Genomic DNA, 19,203 nt, shown 5'->3' on the forward strand with positions numbered 1-19,203 from the left:
CTCAGGGTCGCGTGCTGTTCATGCCGGTCCCCGGTGGTGGCCGTTCGGGCCCCGGGCTTCGCGGCGTCGGCGAGTTGCGCCGCGCGTCGCGCGTTCATGAAGAGCCGGCGTGTCCGCCTGTGGCGGGCCGGCGGCGGGCGGACGTCCCGCCCGGACGCTCAGGCCGTGCCCGAGGCGCTGCGGCGCGGGTCCTGCCGCCCGATGCGGTGACGACAACACGAAGGAGCAGCCGTGGGCCCGGGGAGGTACCGGGCCGTCCCGCTCGCGACCGGATGGTGGCGGTCGCGCTCGCGGTTCCTGTGAGTCTCGCAAGGCGTCACTGGCGGCATGGCCGCGAATCTAATCCGGTCATGGGAGTGACACCAGGCCCTTCAGGGAGCATCGGGCATGCTCCGAAAGGCGTATGGCGCTCCACCCTGCCCACCTGCCCCACCCGACCCGACGCACTCGGTCACACGACACGGCGGAACGCCAACTCGGGGAACGTGGAGGGTCGTTGCGTGGCCGGATGATGCGCGGCGGACCGGTGTGCGGCGGGCTGCTTGGCCTTCGCGGACGGATCGATCAGTCGCGCCTCCACGGCCTTGTTCACGGCCCCGATGCGCGAGGCCACGCCGAGCTTCTCGAAGATGTTCCGCAGGTGCCGCTTCACCGTCGCCTCCGTGATGCCCAGCTCGTTGGCGATCTGACGGTTGCTCAGCGCACCGGCGACATGGGTGAGCACCTCACGTTCGCGCGGCGAGAGGGAGTGCTCCGGAGCGCTGAAGGCCGTCCCTGGTGTGGCGCTGCAGGGCAGGACGATCATGACCTGCGGTTCGGGTGCCATGACGCCCCGGATCGCGGAGAGCAGCGAGGCGCGCGGGGCGCTCTTGTGGAGATAGCCGTGCGCCCCGCGGGCGAGCAGCTCCTGGACGAGCGGGAGGTGGTCGTGCATCGACAGCATCAGCACCCGCAGCAACGGGAAGCGTGAGGTCAACTCGCTGACCACGGTGGGCGCGTGGTGCCGGGGCATCTCGACGTCGAGCAGCACGACGTGCGCTCCGGTGCTCGCCACCAGGTCGCCGAGGCCGACGGAGGTGTCGGCCTCGGCGACGACGCGCAGGTCGTCCTCCGCGTTGAGGAGCTGGCAGAGGGCGTCGCGCAGGAGGGAGTGGTCGTCGACCGCGACGATGCGGATCGGCTCGCCGGTCCGCGGGGTCCGGTGGTCATCGGACGTCCGCATGGCACTCCTCCCCCACCGGCACCGAGAACGCGAGGGTTGTGCCACGTCCTGGCGCGCTCCGGATCTCCAAGCGGCCGCCGAGCAGCCGGATCCGTTCGGACACGGAGGCGAGGCCGTTGCCGAACTCCCGCTCCGGGGGGAGGCCGACGCCGTCGTCGGTCACGGAGGCCCGTAATCGGCGTACGCCACCACCGAGCACGTCTCCTGCCTCGCCGTCGCCTCCGTCGCCTCGGACGTCGACGGTGACGCGCGAGGCGTCGGCGTGGGCCAGGGCGTTGCGCAGGCCTTCGCGCAGGACGAGGAAGAGCTGCTCGCCGACGGCCTGCGGCAGAGGATCGTCGACGTCCTCGACCCGGATCTCCACCACGGGCCGGTCGATCGCCATGGCGGTGACGAAGGCGGAGAGCGCCACCCCCAGGGAGCCCGCGGAGTGCGCGCCCGTGCGCAGTTCGGTCACGATGTCCCGGGCGCTCTGCATCGTCTCCAGGATCGCCTGCTTCAGCGCGTCGAGCCGGGGATCGGTCACCGACGAGACGTTCTGGGTGAGTTCGTAGAGCTCCAGCTGCCGCAGCGCCAGTCCTGCCGCGCTGCCGACGCGGTCGTGGATCTCCCTCGCCATCGCGTCGCGGCTGGCTCGGGTGGAGTCCCGTACGACGTCGAGCAGATGGAGATCGTCTCCGTCCGCGGCCTCCTCCACGGCGCGCGTGACGGCCTCCTGGACCCGTACCAGGAGCCGCGTCCTGCCGCCCGGATCCTGGAGCGGCCCAGGGGTGCGGGGCCGCTCCAGGAACTCCGCCACGAGCTGGACCAGCAAGGCCCCCGCCCGTACGACATGGAGCGGTACGGTCCCCCGCGCGATCCGCACTCCGGTCGGGGGGGCCACGGGGCGCGCGGGGCGCTCCGCTTCGGACGCCCCGGCCGCGCCCCCCGGCGCGTCGCGGCATTCCGACAATATTCTGCGCGCCTGGTCACGGCAGGATTTCCAGGATTCCGCATCGGTCCCCAGCGGATTCCGTTGATCGATGAGCCTGCTCCGATAGGCATCGAGTAACTCGGGCTCGCAGGCAACTAATTCCGCGGCCGGCCCCTCGTCCTCGACACATGGCGGCTGCCCTGACATTCCCCGTGCCGACGTGTCGGACAACGCCTCCCCCCTCCCCTTTACCCGCCCCCTCCACGACTCCCCGTCACCAGACGGTGCAAAACGGAGAGAAATGCCGGAGATCGTCATGATCATGCCGTACCGCCTAAAGGACGTCAAGTGCCATGCCTGCGGAATCCACGCCTCCCGCCCCCTTTGACCGGCGACGCAAATCCGCCGAAAGAACTCGGACACCCACGAAGGTCCGGCATATACCCTTCCCGGCGACACCAAGGGGCACCCGACATGAACCGGGTGACGGGCGAACAGGCGCCGAACACCTCGACGGAGCGCCGCGACGGGGTGGAAGATCACCCACCCGACCGGCCAAGTGGTTTACCCGTGAACGGCCTTTTCAGGCCGAGCCGTGGGCCCGTCCAGGGGCGGGTCCGCGCCACGCCGGGAGGCCTGTATAGAGAGACCAACCCCGCGGGCGAGAACGGAGACTTCCCCTTTGAGCCAAATCCCTTCGGCAGCGGACCGCGATGCCTTGTGTCGTCGCATTCCCGCCCCCTAGGGTCACGGCGGCCCCGAATTCCATTGCCGGGTCGCACACCACGCCCGCGCCAATACGTTCCCGAAAGCCGGTGGATTGTGTCGCAGCTCGCCGCCCTGAGTCGCCGGACCAAAGTCCCCGTCCGCACACTGCGGTCGTATCAGGATCTCGATCTCCTACCGACCCTCACGGAATACGACGAGTCGCATGTACGCAGGGTTGCACTGGTAAAGGCACTCCTCAATGTCGGCGTTTCCCATGCCGAGGTGCGCCGGCTCGTCCGGCACATGGAGGAGGAACGACCACCGGCGAGCGAACTGCTTCGCCTCACGCAGTACGCCTTACCGACACCCGGTTCCGCCTCACCCGATCAGGAGTGGGAATGGGCCCAGGCCAGGGTGTCCGGGCTGATCCGGGGCTGGGGCTGGCAGGTCGGCCCCGACAACCCGGCCTGGCAGACGCTCTGCCAGGTGGCGATCGCCTGTAAATCGCTCGATCACCAGGACATTCCGCGGTTGTTCCCCGCCTATGCCGAGAACCTGGAGCGGATTGCCCAGCTGGAGATGCAAATCCTCGGCGAACAGGAAGACCCGGAAAGCGCCGCGACGAGCCTGGTGACGGTCACCGCTCTGGGCGCCGTCGCCCTCTCCGCGATGCGCCGACTCGCCCACGAGCATTTCCTGTCCTCGGCGGCCGGCGGGGCGGACCGCTCGGCCGCTCGCACGGACTGACCGCCGGGCGACAGGCACCACCGGGCGTCACCCCCTCGCCCGCCCCTCATGCACACCACCGCGGACGACAGGCCTCCGCCCACAACTCCTCCACTCGATGTCTACAACTGTGCTCGAAATGGCGTGAGTTGTGGCACATCTGTTCACAGAACCCCCCAGAGATCGCTAACTTCCCCTCAACCTCGTTCGCATCGGGAAGGACCTCTGTGAACGCATCACCTCGCAGAGCCGTGGCCGCCCTGGCCGCAGCTGCTCTCGCGACCCCGCTCCTGCTGGTCTCCGCATCCCCCGCCTCCTCCCAGCAGGACAGGCCGGGCAAGGACGCCGCCACGCTCTCCCAGGCGCTCGTCCGGGAGGCGTCCGCCCAGGACGCCTTACGGCACCTGCAGAAGTTTCAGGCCATCGCCGACTCGGCAGGCGGCCACCGCGTCGCCGGCTCGCTGGGCCACGACGCCTCGGCCGCCTACGTCTACCAGCAACTGAAGAAGGCCGGGTACCTCGTCTCGTACCAGAGGTTCAGCTTCGTCTACACCCAGACGCTCGCCGAGAAGCTCTCGACCGTCACACCGGCCCCGTACGACATCGAGATCAAGGCCCTGACGTACACCAAGTCCACGCCGGTCGGCGGGGTACGGGCCGATCTGGCCGCCGTCCCCGTCGACGCCGACGGCACCACGGGCTGTGAGCCCGGCGACTACGCCGCGGGCGCCTTCACCGGGAAGATCGCGTTGATCAAGCGCGGTGGCTGCGCCTTCGCCGTCAAGCAGCAACAGGCCGCCGCGGCGGGCGCGATCGGCGCCCTCATCTACAACAACATCGACGCCGGGTACGGCCCGCTCTCGGGCACCCTCGGCGACCCGGCCGCCGCCAAGATCCCCACAGGTGGGATCAGCAAGGCCGCCGGCGAGAAGCTCGCCGCCGACCTCGCCGGGGGCCCGGTGAACGTCTCCTTCGAGATCCGCCAGCTCCAGGAGAATCGTTCCACCAACAACGTCATCGCCGAGACCAAGGGCGGCAACGCGGCCGAGACGGTGATGCTCGGCGCCTCGCTCGACTCGGTCCTCGCGGGTCCCGGCATCAACGACAACGGCTCCGGCTCCGCCGGGCTGCTCGACGTCGCCCTGAAGCTGGCCAAGAAGGAGAAGAACCCGCGCAACAAGGTGCGGTTCGCCTGGTGGTCGGCGGCCGAGAGCGGACTGGTCGGCTCGCACCACTACGTCGCGAACCTCACGCCGCTGGACAAGCGGGAGATCAAGCTCTACCTCAACTTCGAGCTGATCGCCTCCACGAACCACGGCCTGTTCGTCTACGACGGCGACAACTCGGACGGCGCCAACGGGCAGGCCGCACCGGCCGGTTCCGACCGGCTCGAGCGCGACATCACCGCCTTCCTCGGCAAGCGGGGCCTGCCGCACGCGGGCACGCCGTTCGTCGCCCGCTTCGACTACGGCCCGTTCGTCGACGCGGGCATACCCTCCGGCGGTACGTTCGCGGGCGCCGAGGCGCTCAAGACGGCCGCCGAGGCGGAGAAGTTCGGCGGTACGGCGGGGGTGGCGTTCGACCCGAACTACCACGGGGCGGGTGACACGGTCAGGAACGTCAGCCTGCCGGCGTTCGACACCCACATCGACGTCATCGCCAACGCCGTCGGCACGTACGCGCACGACCTCAGCTCCCTGAGGCAGCCGACGGGCGCGGCGGCGCGCACCGACGGCAGCGCCGCCGACGCGGCGGCGGCCCCGCGCGAAGGACGCGGCCACGGCGTGACCGAGTAGCCCTGCTCGCACCATCCTCCCCGGTGCCGTGCCGTCGCTCCCGACGGCACGGCACCCGGGCACGAGCTCGCCCGCATCACGGAACGAGCTCTCCCGGGAGACCAACTCCCCGCCACCCGCACGGAGAACGGCCCCGCAGCAGCACCCTCACCGGCCCGACAGAAAGCCGAGGAATCATGGCCATCGACGTCACCGCCCTCCGAGCCCACTTCCCCTCCCTCGACCACGGCCTCGCCTTCTTCGACGGACCGGGCGGCACACAGACCCCCCGCCCCGTCGCAGACGCCATCGCCGAGACCCTGACCGGCCCCATCTCCAACCGGGGGTCGATCAGCCCGTCCGAGCTCAACGCCGAACGGTCCGTCACGGAGTTCCGCACCGCCTACGCCGACCTGCTCCGGATGCCCGCGAACGGCATCGTCCACGGCCGCAGCGCCACCCAGCTCACGTACGACTTCGCCCGGCTGCTGGCCCAGGGCTGGAGAGCCGGCGACGAGATCGTCGTCAGCCGTCTCGACCACGACTGCAACGTCCGCCCCTGGGTCCAGGCCGCCGAGCGCGCCGGGGCGACCGTCCGCTGGATCGAGATCGAGCGGGAGAGCGCCGAACTCGACCTGGAGTCGTACGAGCGGGTCCTCTCGCCCCGCACCCGGCTCGTCGCCGTCACGGCGGCCTCGAACGTCCTGGGCACCAAGCCGCCGCTACGCCGGATCGCGGACCGGGCCCACGAGGTCGGCGCGCTGGTGTACGTGGACGGGGTGCACTACGCGGCGCACGAGCTGGTGGACGTACCGGCGCTGGGGGCGGACCTGTTCGTCTGCTCGCCGTACAAGTTCCTCGGCCCCCACTGCGCTGTCCTCGCCGGAGCGCCCGAGCTTCTGGAGACCCTCCGGCCGGACAAGCTGCTGCCCTCGCCCGACACGGTGCCGGAACGCTTCGAGTTCGGCACGCTCCCGTACGAGATCCTGGCGGGCGCGCGGGCGGCGGTGGACTTCCTCGCGGCGATCGACCCGGGCGCGGGGACCACGCGCCGGGAGCGGCTGGCGTCGTCCCTGCGCTCCCTGCACGAGCACGAACTGGCGCTGCGTACACGCCTGGAGGAGGGCCTGCGCGACCTGGGCGACGCGGTGACCCCGCACTCGAAGGCCCAGGACCGCACCCCGACGCTCCTGATGACCCTCGAAGGGCGCGACCCCCGCGAGGCCCAGATCCACCTGGCCGCCCGCGACGTCCTGGCCACGGCGGGCCAGTTCTACGCGTACGAGCCCTTCGTCGCCCTGAAGCTGGAGGGCCCGGCCCTGCGCGTGGGACTGGCTCCGTACAACACCGCAGCCGAGGTGGACCGCTTCCTCGAAGGCCTCGCCGCCTTCCTCTGATCCGTCCTCGCCCGGTCCGGGAAGGCCGTCGGCCCTACGGCGTGACGCCGCCGGCACGGACGAGCCGGGCCGAGAGGTGGTGCTGCAGGGGTTGACCGACCGCCGCGAGGTCGTGGGTGAAGTCGAGGGTGCCCTCGGCCGTCACGGTGTAGCGGCGGCGGGTGGCGCTCACCTGCTTGGCCGTGGGAGTGAGCGCCACCGCGTGGCTGGTGAGGTCGACCGTGCCGTCCACGGCACCGCCGACCAGGATCTCCGCGATGCCGGTGGGCTGGGTGATCAACGCCTCCACCCGGCCCTCCGGCTGGAGCCGCCACCAGCCGGTCTCCCGGGCCGACGGCCGCAGCGGGCTGCCGTCGGCGTCGAGGAGCCAGGCGCGCGCCTCGAACTGGAGGAAGGGGCGCCCGTCATGGCTGAAGGTGACCTCCTGCGCGTACGTGAACTCCTCGTCGAGCGTCGGGTATCCGCCCCTGCCCCGGCCGACCCAGGTCCCGAGGAGTCCGATCACCGGCGCGAGCAGCGCGTGGGGTGCGGGTGCCGCGTCCGGGTGCAGGGCGTCGGGGAACGGGTGCTGCTGGGCGGGGTCGTGCATGATGTGCGCTCCTGGGGTCTCGGCCGGTTCCGGATGGCAGCTTAGGCCGCACACGCAGGCCCGCCCGGGCATAGGCTGCGCTCGGCACGAACGACCTAGGGGGACGGGGGAACATGAAGGCGGGAACGGCGGGGCGGTGGGGGTCGACCCTCGATTCGGTCGTGGTGTACGCGCAGGGGGCGCTCTGCCGGCGCCTGGCCGGTGGCAGCGTGCCGCCGGACGGCCGGGTGCGGGTGACGGGGCTGCCCCGTTCGCTGGACCCGGGCTCGCTGCGGGTTCGCGTCCTGGGCGCGCCCGGGGTACGTGTCACCGAGGCGCGGGTGGACGTCGAGGCCGAGCCGCTCGGCGCGGGCGATCCCGACGCGGCGCGGCGCGAGGTCGAGCGGCTGAGGGACGCGTACGCGCAGGCCGAGGCGCGCCGGGACCGGCAGCTGAGCCTGATCGCGGAGGTCGGGGCGCTCCGCCCTGTTCCCCCGGCACGCAAGCGCGACGACCCGCAGCACCGCCGTACCCCCGTCGACGCGTGGCTGGAGCTCACCGACTTCGTCGAGGAGCGGCTGACGGGACTGCACACCCGGCTCGCCGAGCTGGAGGAGGCGGTGCGCGACGCCGAGCACGCGCTCGAAGTCGCCTTCGACCGGCAGGCCCGCGCCTCCACCGACGCGCCGGAGGCACACGTGGAGACCACGGTCTGCGCGCTTCTGACGCTCGACGGCACCGCAGAGGGCGACGTCGAGGTGGAGGTGGAGTACGGCGTGCCGGGCGCGGTCTGGGTGCCGACGTACCGGCTCACGCACCGTCAGGGCGACGGCAGCGGGCGTCTGGTGCTGCGCGCCTCGGTCGCCCAGCGGACCGGCGAGGACTGGACGGGCGTACGTCTCGCCCTCGCGACCGCCGATCTGCGGCGGCGTACCGATCTGCCGAGGCTGCACTCGGTGCGGATCGGACGCCGTCAGGCCGCCCCAGCGCCGCCCGGCTGGCGCGAGCCCCCGGCGGGGCTCGCCGACCTGTTCTCCGGCTTCGACGCGGCGGGCTCCTCCCCCGCCCCGGCGCGGTCCGGGGCAGCAGGGGCCCTTGCCGTGGGCGGAGCCGCACCCGCCCCCGTCGCACCCGCCCCCGTCGCGCCGCCACCGCCGCCCGCCCCGCAGGGCTTCGGCGGACCGCCCGGCGCCCTCCCGGTGCCGGGCGGCCTCCCGGTGCCCGGCGCCGCGTACGGCGCCCCGATGCCCGCCCTGTCGCAGCCGTCGGGGCCGCAGCCGCCCGGGGAACGACCGGACGCAAGGGCGCGTACCCGGGGCCGTGCCGATTCCGGCGCGGAGGGCTCAGGAATGGAGCGCGCCGCCGCGCCGGTACCCCCGCCGATGCCCGGTCCGCCGCAGCCGAGCGGGGCCGAACTCGACTACGCCGCGCTCGTCCTGAGCGGACCCGAGGAGCCGGGCGGTCGGCGAGGCCGGCTGTTCCCCGACGCCTCCTTCGACCCGGTGGCGGCCGAGTACCGCCGCCGCGCCGAAGCGGTGGCCTCGCTGCCGCTGCCCGGACACGCCGTGCGGCCGCGGAGGTCGGCGGGCTCCTTCGACCACCGTTTCGACGCCGACGCCCGCGCCGACATCCCCTCGGACGGCAGCTGGCACACCGTCACCGTCGGGGAGATCCCGGTCGGCCTGCGGACCGAGTACCTCTGTGTGCCGTCCGTCGAGCAGACCGTCTACGCGACGCTTGTACTCTCCAACGCCACCGACCAGGCCCTCCTGGCCGGTCCTGTCGAAGTCACCGTCGACGACGACTTCCTGCTGACCACCGCGCTGCCGACGCTCGCCCCAGGCGGTGTACGACGGGTGGGGCTCGGGCCCGCCGAGGGCATCCGGGTCACCCGCCGCACCCATCTGCGGGAGTCGACCTCGGGTCTGCGCAACACCACCACGGTGCTCGACCACCGCGTCCACGTGGAGGTGGCCAACCGGCTCGCGCGGCCCGTCACCGTCGAGGTCCGCGAGCGGGTCCCGGTCACCTCCGATGCGGACGTCCGCATCGAGGAACGGGCCGACTGGACGACCCCCGAAGCAGGCGAAGGGCCCGATCGCCACGCGTCGGGCACGCGCGTGTGGCGCCGTGAACTGGCCGCCGGGGCCACCACCGCCCTCGAAGGCGGCTACGAGATCCGCATCCCGACCGGCAAGGCCCTGGTCGGCGGCAACCGCAGGAGTTGACGCACCCATGACCACGGCCACGAAGCCGATCACCTTCCCCGTCACCGCCCTTCCCGTCACCGCCGTCACCTGCCTCGAGGACCGTGCCCACGTCGAACGCGCCACCGTGCTCGATCTTGCGGCCGGCGTCCAGCGGCTGCGCCTCGGACCGATCAGCGCGCTCGCCGTCGACAGGACCCTGCACGCCGAGCTGACGGCCGATCACGGCGCGACCGTCCTGGACGTACGGATCGTCCGCGCCTGGACCCCGCGCGGACCGCAGCCGCCCACCGACGACGACTCACCGCTGCGCCGGCGCGAGCACGCTCTCGAAGAGGAGCGGCGCGGTCTGGAGCGACGACGCGACCGGCTGCGTACCCGCCTCGACCTGCTCGGCCGCCTCGCCGCCGACCTGCTCCGGGAGATCGGCGAGGGCGCCGGTTTCGGGGAGAGCGACCGGACGCGCTGGGCCGCCGAACTGGACCGGGTGGACGGCGAGCGGGACTCGTCCGGCGAGGAACTCCGTACCGTGGACGCCCGGTTGGCCGCAGTCGCCGCCGAACTGGGTGATGTCGAGCGGGCCATGGACCTCGCCGAGGACGAACCCGCCGAGCTGGTCGGCCATGTCGAGCTGACCGTGGAGACCGAGGCGGCCGGGCCGGTCGGTCTGCGCCTGAGTCACCTCACCGCGTGCGCGCTGTGGCGGCCCGCCTACCGGGCCGTGCTCGACGGTGACTCCCTCACCCTGGAGACCGAGGCGATGGTCTGGCAGCGCACCGGTGAGGACTGGTCGGACGTACGGCTCACCCTGTCGACGGCCCGCTCGGCCCTGGCCACGGATCCGCCCCGCCTCCGCGAGGACCGGCTGACCCTCAAGGACCGCTCGGCCGCGGAGCGCCGTACGGTCGACGTCGAGCTGCGCGAGGAGGAGATCGGGAGCCTCGGCCCGGCCCCGGTGGTGGGCCTGCCGGGCGTGGACGACGGCGGCGAGACACGGGTGTTGCGGGCCCCCGCGCCGGTCTCGGTGCCCGGCGACGGCCGGGCCCACCGGGTGCCGCTCTCCTCGTTCGGCGCGGAGGCGCGCAGTGAGTACGCGTGCTCGCCGGAGCTGTCCCCGCTGGTCACCCAGGTGGTGCGGTTCGACAACCTCTCCGGTCACGTGCTGCTCGCCGGGCCCGTGGACCTGGTCCGCTCGGGCGGGTTCAGCGGGCGCGGGACGCTGGACTTCACCGCCCTCGGCGCCCCTGTCGAGCTGGCCTTCGGCAGCCGCGACGACCACCGGGTGGTCCGGCAGGCCGAGGAGACCCGCGACACGGCCGGTCTGACCCAGCGGACGGTGGTGACCCGCACGGTCAAGCTGCACGTGTCCCGGTTCTCCGCCCCCGGCGAGGACGGCGAGCGGGTGGTCGTGCTCCGGGAGCGGATCCCGGTCTCCGAGGTGTCGGCGGTGGAGGTACGTCTGCACAAGGACGCGTGCTCCCCGGCGCCGGACGCGGTCGACGCCGAGGGCATCGCCCGCTGGGACGTCCCCCTCGCCCCCGGCGGCCGCCGCACGGTCACCCTGGTCTACGAACTGTCGGCGAGCTCCAAGGTCACGGGGCTCTGAGCGCGTCGCGGCCGGCGTCCGTGATCCGGTCCAGGTCCGTGAGGAGGGCGTCCAGCCAGGTGTCGGCCGCGTAGTACCGGCCCGGGGTCCCGTCAGGTGCGGTCCCCTCGGGCGAGGCGTACGGCGTGTCGGGGGCGTCCCCCGGATCGCCGTTCGCCTCCAGGAGGGTGGCGAGCCGCAGCATCCGGGCCGCCACCCGGTCCCCGTGCCGGGTCAGCGCGGCGGCCGCCTCGGGATCCAGCGACGCCATGAGGACAGGCTCCGCCGGGCCCTCCCCCGGCGCGGGCGGTGGTGCAAGCAGCCGGTCCGCGCCCCACAACGTGTGGTGCCCGGTCAGCAGCACCGCCTGCCAGTCGGTCGACCGCGCCTTCTCCTCGGCCGCGGGCCCCCGGGGTTCGCTCAGGAACTGCGCGTACGCCGACTCGGCCAGGACGAGCGCGTGCCGCAGCGCGGCGTGGCGCGGTGGGCTGCCCGGATCCCGCACCCCGCCCGCCGCGATCGTCGAGGCCGCGGCGACCACGGCCTCGGCCGCCGACCGGAGCAGCACCGCGCTGGACTCCCGTACCTCCCGCCGCGCCCCGCGCGGCCAGGCCAGCAGTCCGAAGACGGCGCCGATCGCGCTGCCGACGAGGACGTCGAGCAGCCGGACCTCGGCGAGCCGCCAGGTGGCGGGCGCCAGTTGGGCGAAGACCAGCGAGACCACGAGGGCGAAGAACGCCTGCGCCCAGCCGAGGCCCTTCACGGGACCCACCGTGAAGGTGATCAACAGCAGCGGTACGAGCACGGCCGCGTACACCGTGGTGTCCGTCCCGACCAGGGCGAGGACCCCGGCGGTGCACAGGGCGCCGATCAGCGTCCCCGCCACCGCCTGCTTGATGCCGGCCCGGGTGGCGTCCAGGGTCGTCCGGGTGAGGGTCAGCGTCGCGAGCATCGCCCAGAAGCCGTGCGGGAGGGTGTCCAGGCCGGCGACGGCCCGGGCGGCGGCCAGCGCCAGGCTGATCCGGACCGCGTTCTGGAAGAAGACGGACCGGGACCCCGTGTTGCCCACGAGCCGCCGCCACCACAGCTGCGGCGCCCGCATGTCCGCGTACCAGAACCGCCCGCTCGGCGGCGCGAACCCGGGGCTCCGCCCCCGCACGGCCAGTCCCACGGCCGTCGACAGGACAAGTGCGGCGTCGGCCAGTTCGAGCAGGGACGCGTTGCGGCGCAGGGTCGAGGGGTCGGCCGCCCGGGTCGGCCCGGCGGCGAGCGCCGCCCGCGCACCGACGAGCCCTGCGTGCGCCGCCCCCGCATCCGTCCCCGTCTGCACCCCCGCCCCGGTCGCCGCACCCGTCCCGGTCCCCGCCTCGGGTGTCCCGCGCAGCTGCGCGGCGCTGTCGGCCGCCGACCGCCCGACGGCGCGCAGCAGGTCCAGGGCCGGGTCCGCCGGGGTCCGGCCCGGTGGCGGGGCGGGCAAGCGGTGGAGCCGGTTGAGCAGGGTGCGGGCCGCCAATCCGGTGTGGGCCAGCGCCCGCGAGCGGACCCCAGGACCGGCGGGCCGCTCGGCCTCCGGCACCCGCGAGGGGCGCAGCGACCGGGCCGCCGCACCGGCCGCGTCTCCGGCCTCCTGCGAGAGGGCGTACGGCGCCCTTGCCAGCTCCCCCGCACAGCGCTCGGCCACGTCGGCGGCGCGTGCGGCGAGTTCCCGGTACGGCAGCGTTGGCGGGTCGGGGAAGAGGGTCGCCTCGGCGAGGATCAGCAGGACGATTCCGACGGTGGTCCCGGTCAGCCGCTCGTCCAGGGTGTCGGGGGCGTACGGCGGGAACGAGGGGAGGATGTAGAGCAGCTGGAGCCCCGGCGCCGCACCGGCCGGACGGGGCCCGCCGACGGCGACGAAGGCGAGCGCGAAGCCGATGACCAGCATCCCGGCCACCGCGCTCGCGGTCCGTACGGCCAGGAAGGTGCCCACGACGACCAGCAGCCAGGCCACCGGGAGGCCCCGCAGCAGCACGACGGCCCGCTGCCGTCCCGTTCCCGGGATGCGCGAGAGACCGCCGAGCGCGACCGCGCCGAAGAGCGCGTAGGTCGCGGCGACGGTCTGCCCGAACCCGTACAGGAACAGGTAGAACCCGGCCCCCGCGGCCACCGTGACCCGGACCGAGCGGCGGGCCGCGTCCGCGTAGGCGGCGGGCAGACGGAGCCAACCGCTCATTCCACCAGCATCGACCACCACCCGCGCCCCGGCACCCCGTGCCCGGCGACACTCCTCGAACAGCTCGCGGAGTGCGGGGCGGTCACGCCGCGTGGACCTGGAACCACACCCACTTGCCGCGGCCGCCCACCGTCGCCACGCCCCAGGCGCCGGCGACCGCGTCCAGGAGGTCCAGACCGCGCCCGGTCTCCATCTCCAGGTCGGCCGCCTCGTCGCCCGTCTCGTCCCGGCCGGCGCGGGCGCCGCCGCCCATGTGGGGGTCGGCGTCGAAGACGGCGCCCGTGATCACACCGGCGGACCGGTCGTAATCGACGGCGACCTCGATGGCGGGCCCGCTGGAGTGGCGCACCGCGTTGGAGACGACCTCGGTCAGGAGCAGGGCGGCCATGTCCGTCCCCGTGCCGTCACCGGGCGCGATCCTGCCCAGGACACACCGGGCGTCGGCCGCCGCGCGGGGGTGTCGTGCCAGGACGGCGATACCGCTCTGTCCGCTCATCACAACCTCCGAGTCTCCGTCGCACCTGTCCGTCCTTCCATGCTCCCGCCCGGAAATGGACCGCTCAGGTGCCGATCGTCGGTTGTCGTCCCTGACTAAAGTGCGGGCAGGGTGAACTCGTAGCCGAGCTCGCCGCGCCGGGGGTCGATCCGGAAGTCCGAGACCTCCAGCAGCCGCTTGTGCTGGTCGTGGACCAGCTGGCGCACGTGCAGCCACAGGTCGTCGGAGTGGGCCGGGTCCACCCGCACACGGTCCCGCCGTACGGGTCGGAGGCCCGCCTCGGCCATCCATACGTAGAGGTGGCGCAGATCGGGCCGGGTGTCGCGGGGCACGTGGCGGATGCGGCGCACGCGTCGGCTCAGCCGGGGCACGAGGGCGATCGCGGTGGGGGAGAAGTACGAGACGGCCTGTTGGACGACCTTCCCCGAGCCGAGCGCGATCCGATGCCGGTGGACGAGCGTGGGCGCGTCCGGGTCGAGGCCGAGGAGCGCCTCGATGGGCGGTGGTACGGGTTCGTAGGAGAGCGTGGCGCCGGTGCGGACCGTCAGCATCCTGAAGTCGGCTCCCCCGGGGAAGAGCGGCCGCGGGGCGGTTCCCACGGCCGGCTGCCCTAAGGGGTCGTCGGTGGTGTCGTCGGCGGTGTGGAGGTAGGTGCCGCTTCTTTCGGTGCGGATCAGTCCGCGCGTGCGGAGATGTTCCAGGGCGCGGCGCACCGTCTGCCGGTTCACGCCGAGCGAGGCGGAGAGCACGCGTTCGCTGGGGATCCTGCGAGGTCCGGACGGGCCGCTTCCGATGCTGCGGGCGTCCGCCATGATCTGCTCGGCCACGCGGAGGTACAGCGGATCGGCGCCGGTCGCCGCTCGGGACACGGTCTTCCTCTCGTCGAGCGGGGTCACCCGACGCCGTGGCCGCGGTAGAGATCGATCTCGCCGTCCAGTTCCAGGGCGAGGACGGTGGCGTACGGGTCGTGGAGGGTCGGCGCGGCGACGCGGAGGACGCCGGGCACTCCCCCGGAGGGGAAGCCGCCGACGACGCGGTGCGCGACCTCCGCCCCGCTGCCGAGCACGGAGACCTTGCGCACCTTGTTCTTCAGACCGCGCAGCTCGATGAACTCGCGGGGCGTGTCGAAGCAGACGAGGAAGAGCGTGCGCCGGTCCTTGGAGAGCATCGACGGGCCGTAGTGGTGGCCGTACGGCACGCCGCGCTCCGTCTCGTACACCGCCTCCTGGTTGTCGCGGATCCACCCGCCCAGGCCTTCGAGCCGCTGGGCGTGCTCCTCGACGATCGTGCCGTCGGCGCGGGGCCCGGTGTTGAGGAGCAGGTTGCCCCCGTGACCGATCGTCTCGGCGAAGACGCGGACCAGTTCGCGTACGGATTTGTGGTGGGTGTCCTGCGGCTGGTACCCCCACGCGTCGCCGATCGTGTAGCAGAGCTCCCAGGGGCCCTCGGGCGGGGTGATGGGCACGCCGAGTTCGGGCGTCGCGTAGTCGCCGTGGCCGAGCATGCGGCCGTTGAGGACCGTCAGGGGCCGCTGCCGGAGGATCTCCTCGCGCAGCTCGCCCATCCGCCACTGGCTCTCGTCGCGCTCCCATGCGCCGTCGAACCAGAGGAGGTCGGGCCGGTAGCGGGAGAGCAGTTCCCTGATCTGGCCGCGGTGCACGTTCCGGAGGTAGCGCTCCCAGCGTTCGGGGTCCTCCTCACCGGGGGCGGGCATCGCGAAGCGGTTGTCGGCCCAGGGGCGGTGCAGGGACGACGGCCGGACGGTCGGGTAGTCGGGGTGGCTCCAGTCGGAGTGCGAGTAGTAGAGGCCGACCCGCAGGTCGTGCCGGCGCAGCGCTTCGGCGAACGGGCCGACCAGGTCGAGGGCGGCCGGAGTGCGGCCGGCGACGGAGAGGTCCGTGCACCGGGTGTCCCACAGGGCCACGCCGTCGTGGTGCTTGGTGGTGAGCACGGCGTAGCGGGCGCCGGCCCGTGCGAAGAGTCGCGCCCAGTCGTCGGGGCGGTAGCGCGCGGCGGTGAAGCCGTCGAGCTGCCGCATGTACGCCTCGCGCGTCAGGTCTCCGCCGTAGAAGGACCAGGACTCGGGCACTCCGTCGACGGCGTAGATCCCCCAGTGGACGAAGATTCCGAGCTTGGCCTCGGTGAACCAGCGCTGCATGGTCATGGCGCGACCATATTGATCGCTCTTTCGATCGTCAAGATCGGTTGATCGAAAGTACGAAAACGCACCGTTTGATCGGAAGAAGTAGGGTGGGTGACCGCGCGGAGCGGAGCGCAGGGCGGTGCGGATCACGGGGAGACGGTGTGCGATACACGGTGGACGAACGCCACGAGCGGATCGTGGAGCTGGTGCGGGAGCACGGCAGCCTGCGCCTCGCCGACCTCGCCCATCACCTCGGGATCTCCGCGGTCACCGCGCGCAGGGACGTCGAGACACTGGCGGCGAGCGGACGGCTGGACCGGGTGCGCGGGGCGGTCCACTGGCCCGGGACGCCCGCCCCGCAGGGGCGCCCGCCGCAGCCGATCCCCGAGACGCGCGGCCCGGCCGCACCGGAGCCCGAGGCCCCGGTGATCGGCATGGTCGTCCCGCAGTCCCAGCACTACTTCGGAGAGATCATCCGGGGCGCCCGGGAGGCCGTCGCCGCGGCCGGCGGGCGGCTCATCCTCGGGTACTCCGGCTACCGGCCCGACCAGGACGCGGCGCAGGTGGACCGCATGCTGGAGGCCGGCGTCCACGGGCTGCTCCTGACACCCAGCTGGCCCAGCGGCACCGGCGGGGCGGGTGACGCATCGGGGGCCGGTGCGGCGGGGGGTACGGAGGAGGCCGGAGGTACGGAGGAGGCCGGAGGTACGGACACGGCCGGAGGTACGGGCGCGGCCACCGGTGCGGACGCGGACTTCGCGGTGCCCGCGGTTCTCGTCGAGCGCCGCGGCGAGGTGGGCACCCGCGTCGCCGGGCTCGACCATGTCTGCACCGATCACGCCGGAGGCGCGGGCCTTGCCGTGCGCCACCTGGTCGACCTCGGGCACCGGAAGATCGTCCTGATCGCCGGGGAGAGCCCGACCGCGGTGCAGGTGAGGCGCGGGTACGAGACGGCGCTGCGCACCTGTGGGGTGTCCGGGCCTCCGATCGAACCGATCGCGCTCTACGGCGGGGACATCGACACCGCGAGGCTCGACGCCGCTGCCGAACAGCTGGCGGCCCTGGTCGAGAAGGACGGCGTCACCGCCGCGCTCGTCCTCAGCGACATCGACGCGATCCTGCTGCTGCAGAGCCTGCGTGCCCGCGCCGCACGGATCGGGGTCCCGGAGGACCTCGCCCTCGTCGCGTACGACGACGATGTGGCGGCGCTCTCCGACCTTCCCCTCACAGCGGTGGCACCGCCCAAGTACGAGATCGGGGCGACCGCCGCCGAGCTGCTCCTTCAGCGGGTACGCGAACGCGCCGCGGGGACGACGGCGGGCGCCCGCCGGCACGTCGATCTGCTGCCGGAGCTGCGGGTCCGCGCCTCGTGCGGCGCGGCCGCGGCTCAGGACGTGGCCACGGACGCGGCTGCGGACGCGGCTCAGGCTTTCTCTCAGGGCGTGTCGAGCCCCGCGCGGTAGGCGAGGCGCGCCGCCTGGACCCGGCTCTCCGCACCCAGTTTGGCCAGGACGGCACTGACGTACCCCTTGACCGTTCCCTCCGTGGTGCCGAGCTCGGTGGCGATGTCGCTGTTGGTCAGCCCTCGGGAGAGGAGCCTCAGGACGTCGAGTTCGCGCGCGGTGAGCGCGTCGATCCGCTCCTGGTCCTCGGGACCGATCGACGGCGTGCTGCGGGCGAGACCGTCGACGAGTCGCTTGGCGACCGGCGGGCCGAGGGCGGACCGGCCGCCGTGGACGTCACGGATCGCGCGCAGGAGCTCCTCGGGCGGAGTGTCCTTGAGCAGGAAGCCGGCCGCCCCGGCCCGCAGGGCGGTCCGTACCTGCTCGTCCTCGTGGAAGGAGGTGAGCATCAGCACCCGCGGCGGCTCGGGCAGGGCGACGAGCCGCTCAAGGGCCGCGAGACCGTCGGCCTTCGGCATGCGGATGTCGAGGAGGACCACGTCGGGCCGGGTCTCCGCGGTCCTGGAGACGACTTCCTCGCCGTCGGCCGCTTCGCCGCACACCTCGATGTCCTCGCTGGCGTCGATGATCCACAGCAGCCCACGGCGGGTGATCTCGTTGTCGTCGGCGAGCAGGACGCGGATGGTCATGGCGCTCCTCGGCGGTGGGGGATGACGGCCGAGACGAGGAAGCCGCCGTCGTGCGGCCCCGCTGTGAGTGTCCCGCCCAGCAACGTCACGCGCTCGGTCAGACCCACGACCCCGTGCCCTCCGCTGGGCAGATCGGCCGACGGGGGGCGCGTCGGAGCCGTGTTGACGACGTCGAGACGGACGCCGTCGGCGCGGCAGTCCACCTCCACCCGGACGGCGGCGCCCGGAGCGTGTTTCGCGGCGTTGGTGAGCGACTCCCGCACGATCCGGTGCAAGGCGCGCTGCACCGGGAGCGGCAGCGTCTCGGGATGGCCGTTCACCCGCAGCTCCACCTGTTGTCCGCGCTCGCGCGCGTGGGTCACCAGGTCGGACAGCTGGGCCGCCTCCGGTTCGGACGCCGCGTGCGTCTCGCTCGCGGCCGCGCGGGCCAGTGAGAGGACGCCGAGGATCTCGCGGAGCTCTTCCAGTGCCTGGCGTCCGTCGGACCTGATGAGTTCGGCGGTACGGACGGTCTCGGGCCGGTCGGCGGCAGGGCCGACCTCCAGAGCTCCGGCGGCCAGCACCATGTTGCTCACTCGGTGGCCCACCACGTCGTGCATCTCCCGGGCGATCTCCGCCCGCTCCTCGGCACGGGCCCGTTCGTCCAGGAGCACGTTCTCGCGCTCCAGGTCGGCGACCCGGGCCTGGACCGCCGCCGTCAGGTCGCGCCGTACGCCGACCGCGTAGCCGACGGCAAGCGGGCCGACGATGGCGGCGAGCGAGTAGCCGGCCTCCCGCACGCCGGCGTCCGGCAGCCCGCCGCGCAGCCCGGCGATACCGGCGGCGAAGCCGACCACGCCGTAGGCGATGAGCACCCTCACCCGCCGGTCGAGGCTGCCGACGGTGTACATCGCGGCGGCCAGTGCCACCGGGGTGAAGGAGACCACGTGCATGACGATCACGAAGGCGGCCACGAGATGGGGCCGGCGCCTGCGCCACCAGAGGGTGACGCCGACGGCCGCGGCGCAGGCGGCGATCACCGGCGTGGGCAGTCCGGTCAGCAGGCCGCTGGACGGCTTCACCCAGGAATCGCCGATACCCAGAGCGACGACCACCAGGGTGACCAGGGCATCCACGCGCCGCGGTGGCCACCGGGAGTGCGTCGGCGCGGGCATGGTGT

15 protein-coding genes are annotated in these 19,203 nt (G+C 73.2%); 6 read left to right on the forward strand and 9 right to left on the reverse strand.

What is annotated here, in order from left to right; genetic code table 11:
- Window positions 1–451 precede the first annotated feature (451 nt).
- The gene (locus ACGFYP_RS07050) at window positions 452–1,222 is read right to left on the reverse strand and encodes a response regulator (protein ID WP_393487315.1); all 771 of its coding nucleotides are present in this window, start codon (window positions 1,220–1,222) and stop codon (window positions 452–454) included.
- Window positions 1,206–2,105, reverse strand: a complete 900-nt coding sequence (locus ACGFYP_RS07055) for a sensor histidine kinase (protein WP_393487318.1) — start codon at window positions 2,103–2,105, stop codon at window positions 1,206–1,208. Before ACGFYP_RS07055 ends, ACGFYP_RS07050 begins: the two co-directional genes overlap by 17 nt.
- Before the next feature lie 852 nt (window positions 2,106–2,957).
- Here ACGFYP_RS07055 and ACGFYP_RS07060 point away from each other — a divergent pair.
- The 3 genes from ACGFYP_RS07060 to ACGFYP_RS07070 all read left to right on the forward strand — a co-directional run bounded on the left by ACGFYP_RS07060 (window position 2,958) and on the right by ACGFYP_RS07070 (window position 6,741).
- Complete coding sequence (locus tag ACGFYP_RS07060; protein WP_393487321.1) at window positions 2,958–3,590, forward strand: MerR family transcriptional regulator; 633 nt, start codon at window positions 2,958–2,960, stop codon at window positions 3,588–3,590.
- A gap of 206 nt (window positions 3,591–3,796) precedes the next feature.
- Window positions 3,797–5,365, forward strand: coding sequence for a M28 family peptidase (locus ACGFYP_RS07065; protein ID WP_393487325.1), 1,569 nt, complete (start codon window positions 3,797–3,799; stop codon window positions 5,363–5,365).
- 176 nt (window positions 5,366–5,541) lie between these two features.
- Window positions 5,542–6,741: a cysteine desulfurase-like protein gene (locus ACGFYP_RS07070; protein ID WP_393487329.1), complete on the forward strand. Its 1,200-nt coding sequence runs from the start codon at window positions 5,542–5,544 to the stop codon at window positions 6,739–6,741.
- Window positions 6,742–6,775: 34 nt separating this feature from the next.
- Here the strand turns inward: ACGFYP_RS07070 and ACGFYP_RS07075 are convergent, their stop codons facing one another.
- Window positions 6,776–7,330 carry an FABP family protein gene (locus ACGFYP_RS07075; RefSeq protein WP_393487332.1) on the reverse strand — a complete coding sequence of 185 codons (555 nt, stop codon included), beginning with the start codon at window positions 7,328–7,330 and terminating at the stop codon, window positions 6,776–6,778.
- A gap of 113 nt (window positions 7,331–7,443) precedes the next feature.
- Between ACGFYP_RS07075 and ACGFYP_RS07080 the strand changes: the two genes are divergently transcribed.
- Both ACGFYP_RS07080 and ACGFYP_RS07085 read left to right on the forward strand, forming a co-directional pair.
- The gene (locus ACGFYP_RS07080; protein WP_393487334.1) at window positions 7,444–9,537 is read left to right on the forward strand and encodes a DUF4139 domain-containing protein; all 2,094 of its coding nucleotides are present in this window, start codon (window positions 7,444–7,446) and stop codon (window positions 9,535–9,537) included.
- A gap of 7 nt (window positions 9,538–9,544) precedes the next feature.
- The gene (locus ACGFYP_RS07085; protein WP_393487337.1) at window positions 9,545–11,122 is read left to right on the forward strand and encodes a DUF4139 domain-containing protein; all 1,578 of its coding nucleotides are present in this window, start codon (window positions 9,545–9,547) and stop codon (window positions 11,120–11,122) included.
- Here ACGFYP_RS07085 and ACGFYP_RS07090 read toward each other — a convergent pair.
- The 4 genes from ACGFYP_RS07090 to ACGFYP_RS07105 all read right to left on the reverse strand — a co-directional run bounded on the left by ACGFYP_RS07090 (window position 11,109) and on the right by ACGFYP_RS07105 (window position 15,973).
- Entirely contained in the window at window positions 11,109–13,313 is a 2,205-nt protein-coding gene (locus ACGFYP_RS07090; protein WP_393487340.1) for an FUSC family protein, read from the reverse strand. The genes ACGFYP_RS07085 and ACGFYP_RS07090 overlap by 14 nt on opposite strands.
- Before the next feature lie 82 nt (window positions 13,314–13,395).
- Window positions 13,396–13,809 (reverse strand): ATP-binding protein, encoded by a 414-nt coding sequence (locus ACGFYP_RS07095; protein ID WP_393487343.1) that lies wholly within the window; start codon window positions 13,807–13,809, stop codon window positions 13,396–13,398.
- Window positions 13,810–13,904: 95 nt separating this feature from the next.
- Window positions 13,905–14,678: a GntR family transcriptional regulator gene (locus ACGFYP_RS07100; protein WP_393487345.1), complete on the reverse strand. Its 774-nt coding sequence runs from the start codon at window positions 14,676–14,678 to the stop codon at window positions 13,905–13,907.
- Window positions 14,679–14,701: 23 nt separating this feature from the next.
- Window positions 14,702–15,973 (reverse strand): alpha-L-fucosidase, encoded by a 1,272-nt coding sequence (locus ACGFYP_RS07105; protein ID WP_393487348.1) that lies wholly within the window; start codon window positions 15,971–15,973, stop codon window positions 14,702–14,704.
- A gap of 140 nt (window positions 15,974–16,113) precedes the next feature.
- On the opposite strand from ACGFYP_RS07105, the gene ACGFYP_RS07110 reads away from it, so the two are divergent.
- The gene (locus ACGFYP_RS07110) at window positions 16,114–17,415 is read left to right on the forward strand and encodes a substrate-binding domain-containing protein (RefSeq protein WP_393487350.1); all 1,302 of its coding nucleotides are present in this window, start codon (window positions 16,114–16,116) and stop codon (window positions 17,413–17,415) included.
- Here ACGFYP_RS07110 and ACGFYP_RS07115 read toward each other — a convergent pair.
- Both ACGFYP_RS07115 and ACGFYP_RS07120 read right to left on the reverse strand, forming a co-directional pair.
- The gene (locus ACGFYP_RS07115; RefSeq protein ID WP_393487353.1) at window positions 17,388–18,044 is read right to left on the reverse strand and encodes a response regulator; all 657 of its coding nucleotides are present in this window, start codon (window positions 18,042–18,044) and stop codon (window positions 17,388–17,390) included. The genes ACGFYP_RS07110 and ACGFYP_RS07115 overlap by 28 nt on opposite strands.
- On the reverse strand, window positions 18,041–19,198 hold the full coding sequence (locus ACGFYP_RS07120) for a sensor histidine kinase (RefSeq protein ID WP_393487355.1): 1,158 nt from the start codon (window positions 19,196–19,198) through the stop codon (window positions 18,041–18,043). Before ACGFYP_RS07120 ends, ACGFYP_RS07115 begins: the two co-directional genes overlap by 4 nt.
- Between the last annotated feature and the right edge of the window lie 5 nt (window positions 19,199–19,203).

The sequence above is a fragment of the Streptomyces sp. NPDC048370 genome (assembly GCF_043200825.1).
Taxonomy (GTDB): Bacteria; Actinomycetota; Actinomycetes; order Streptomycetales; family Streptomycetaceae; genus Streptomyces.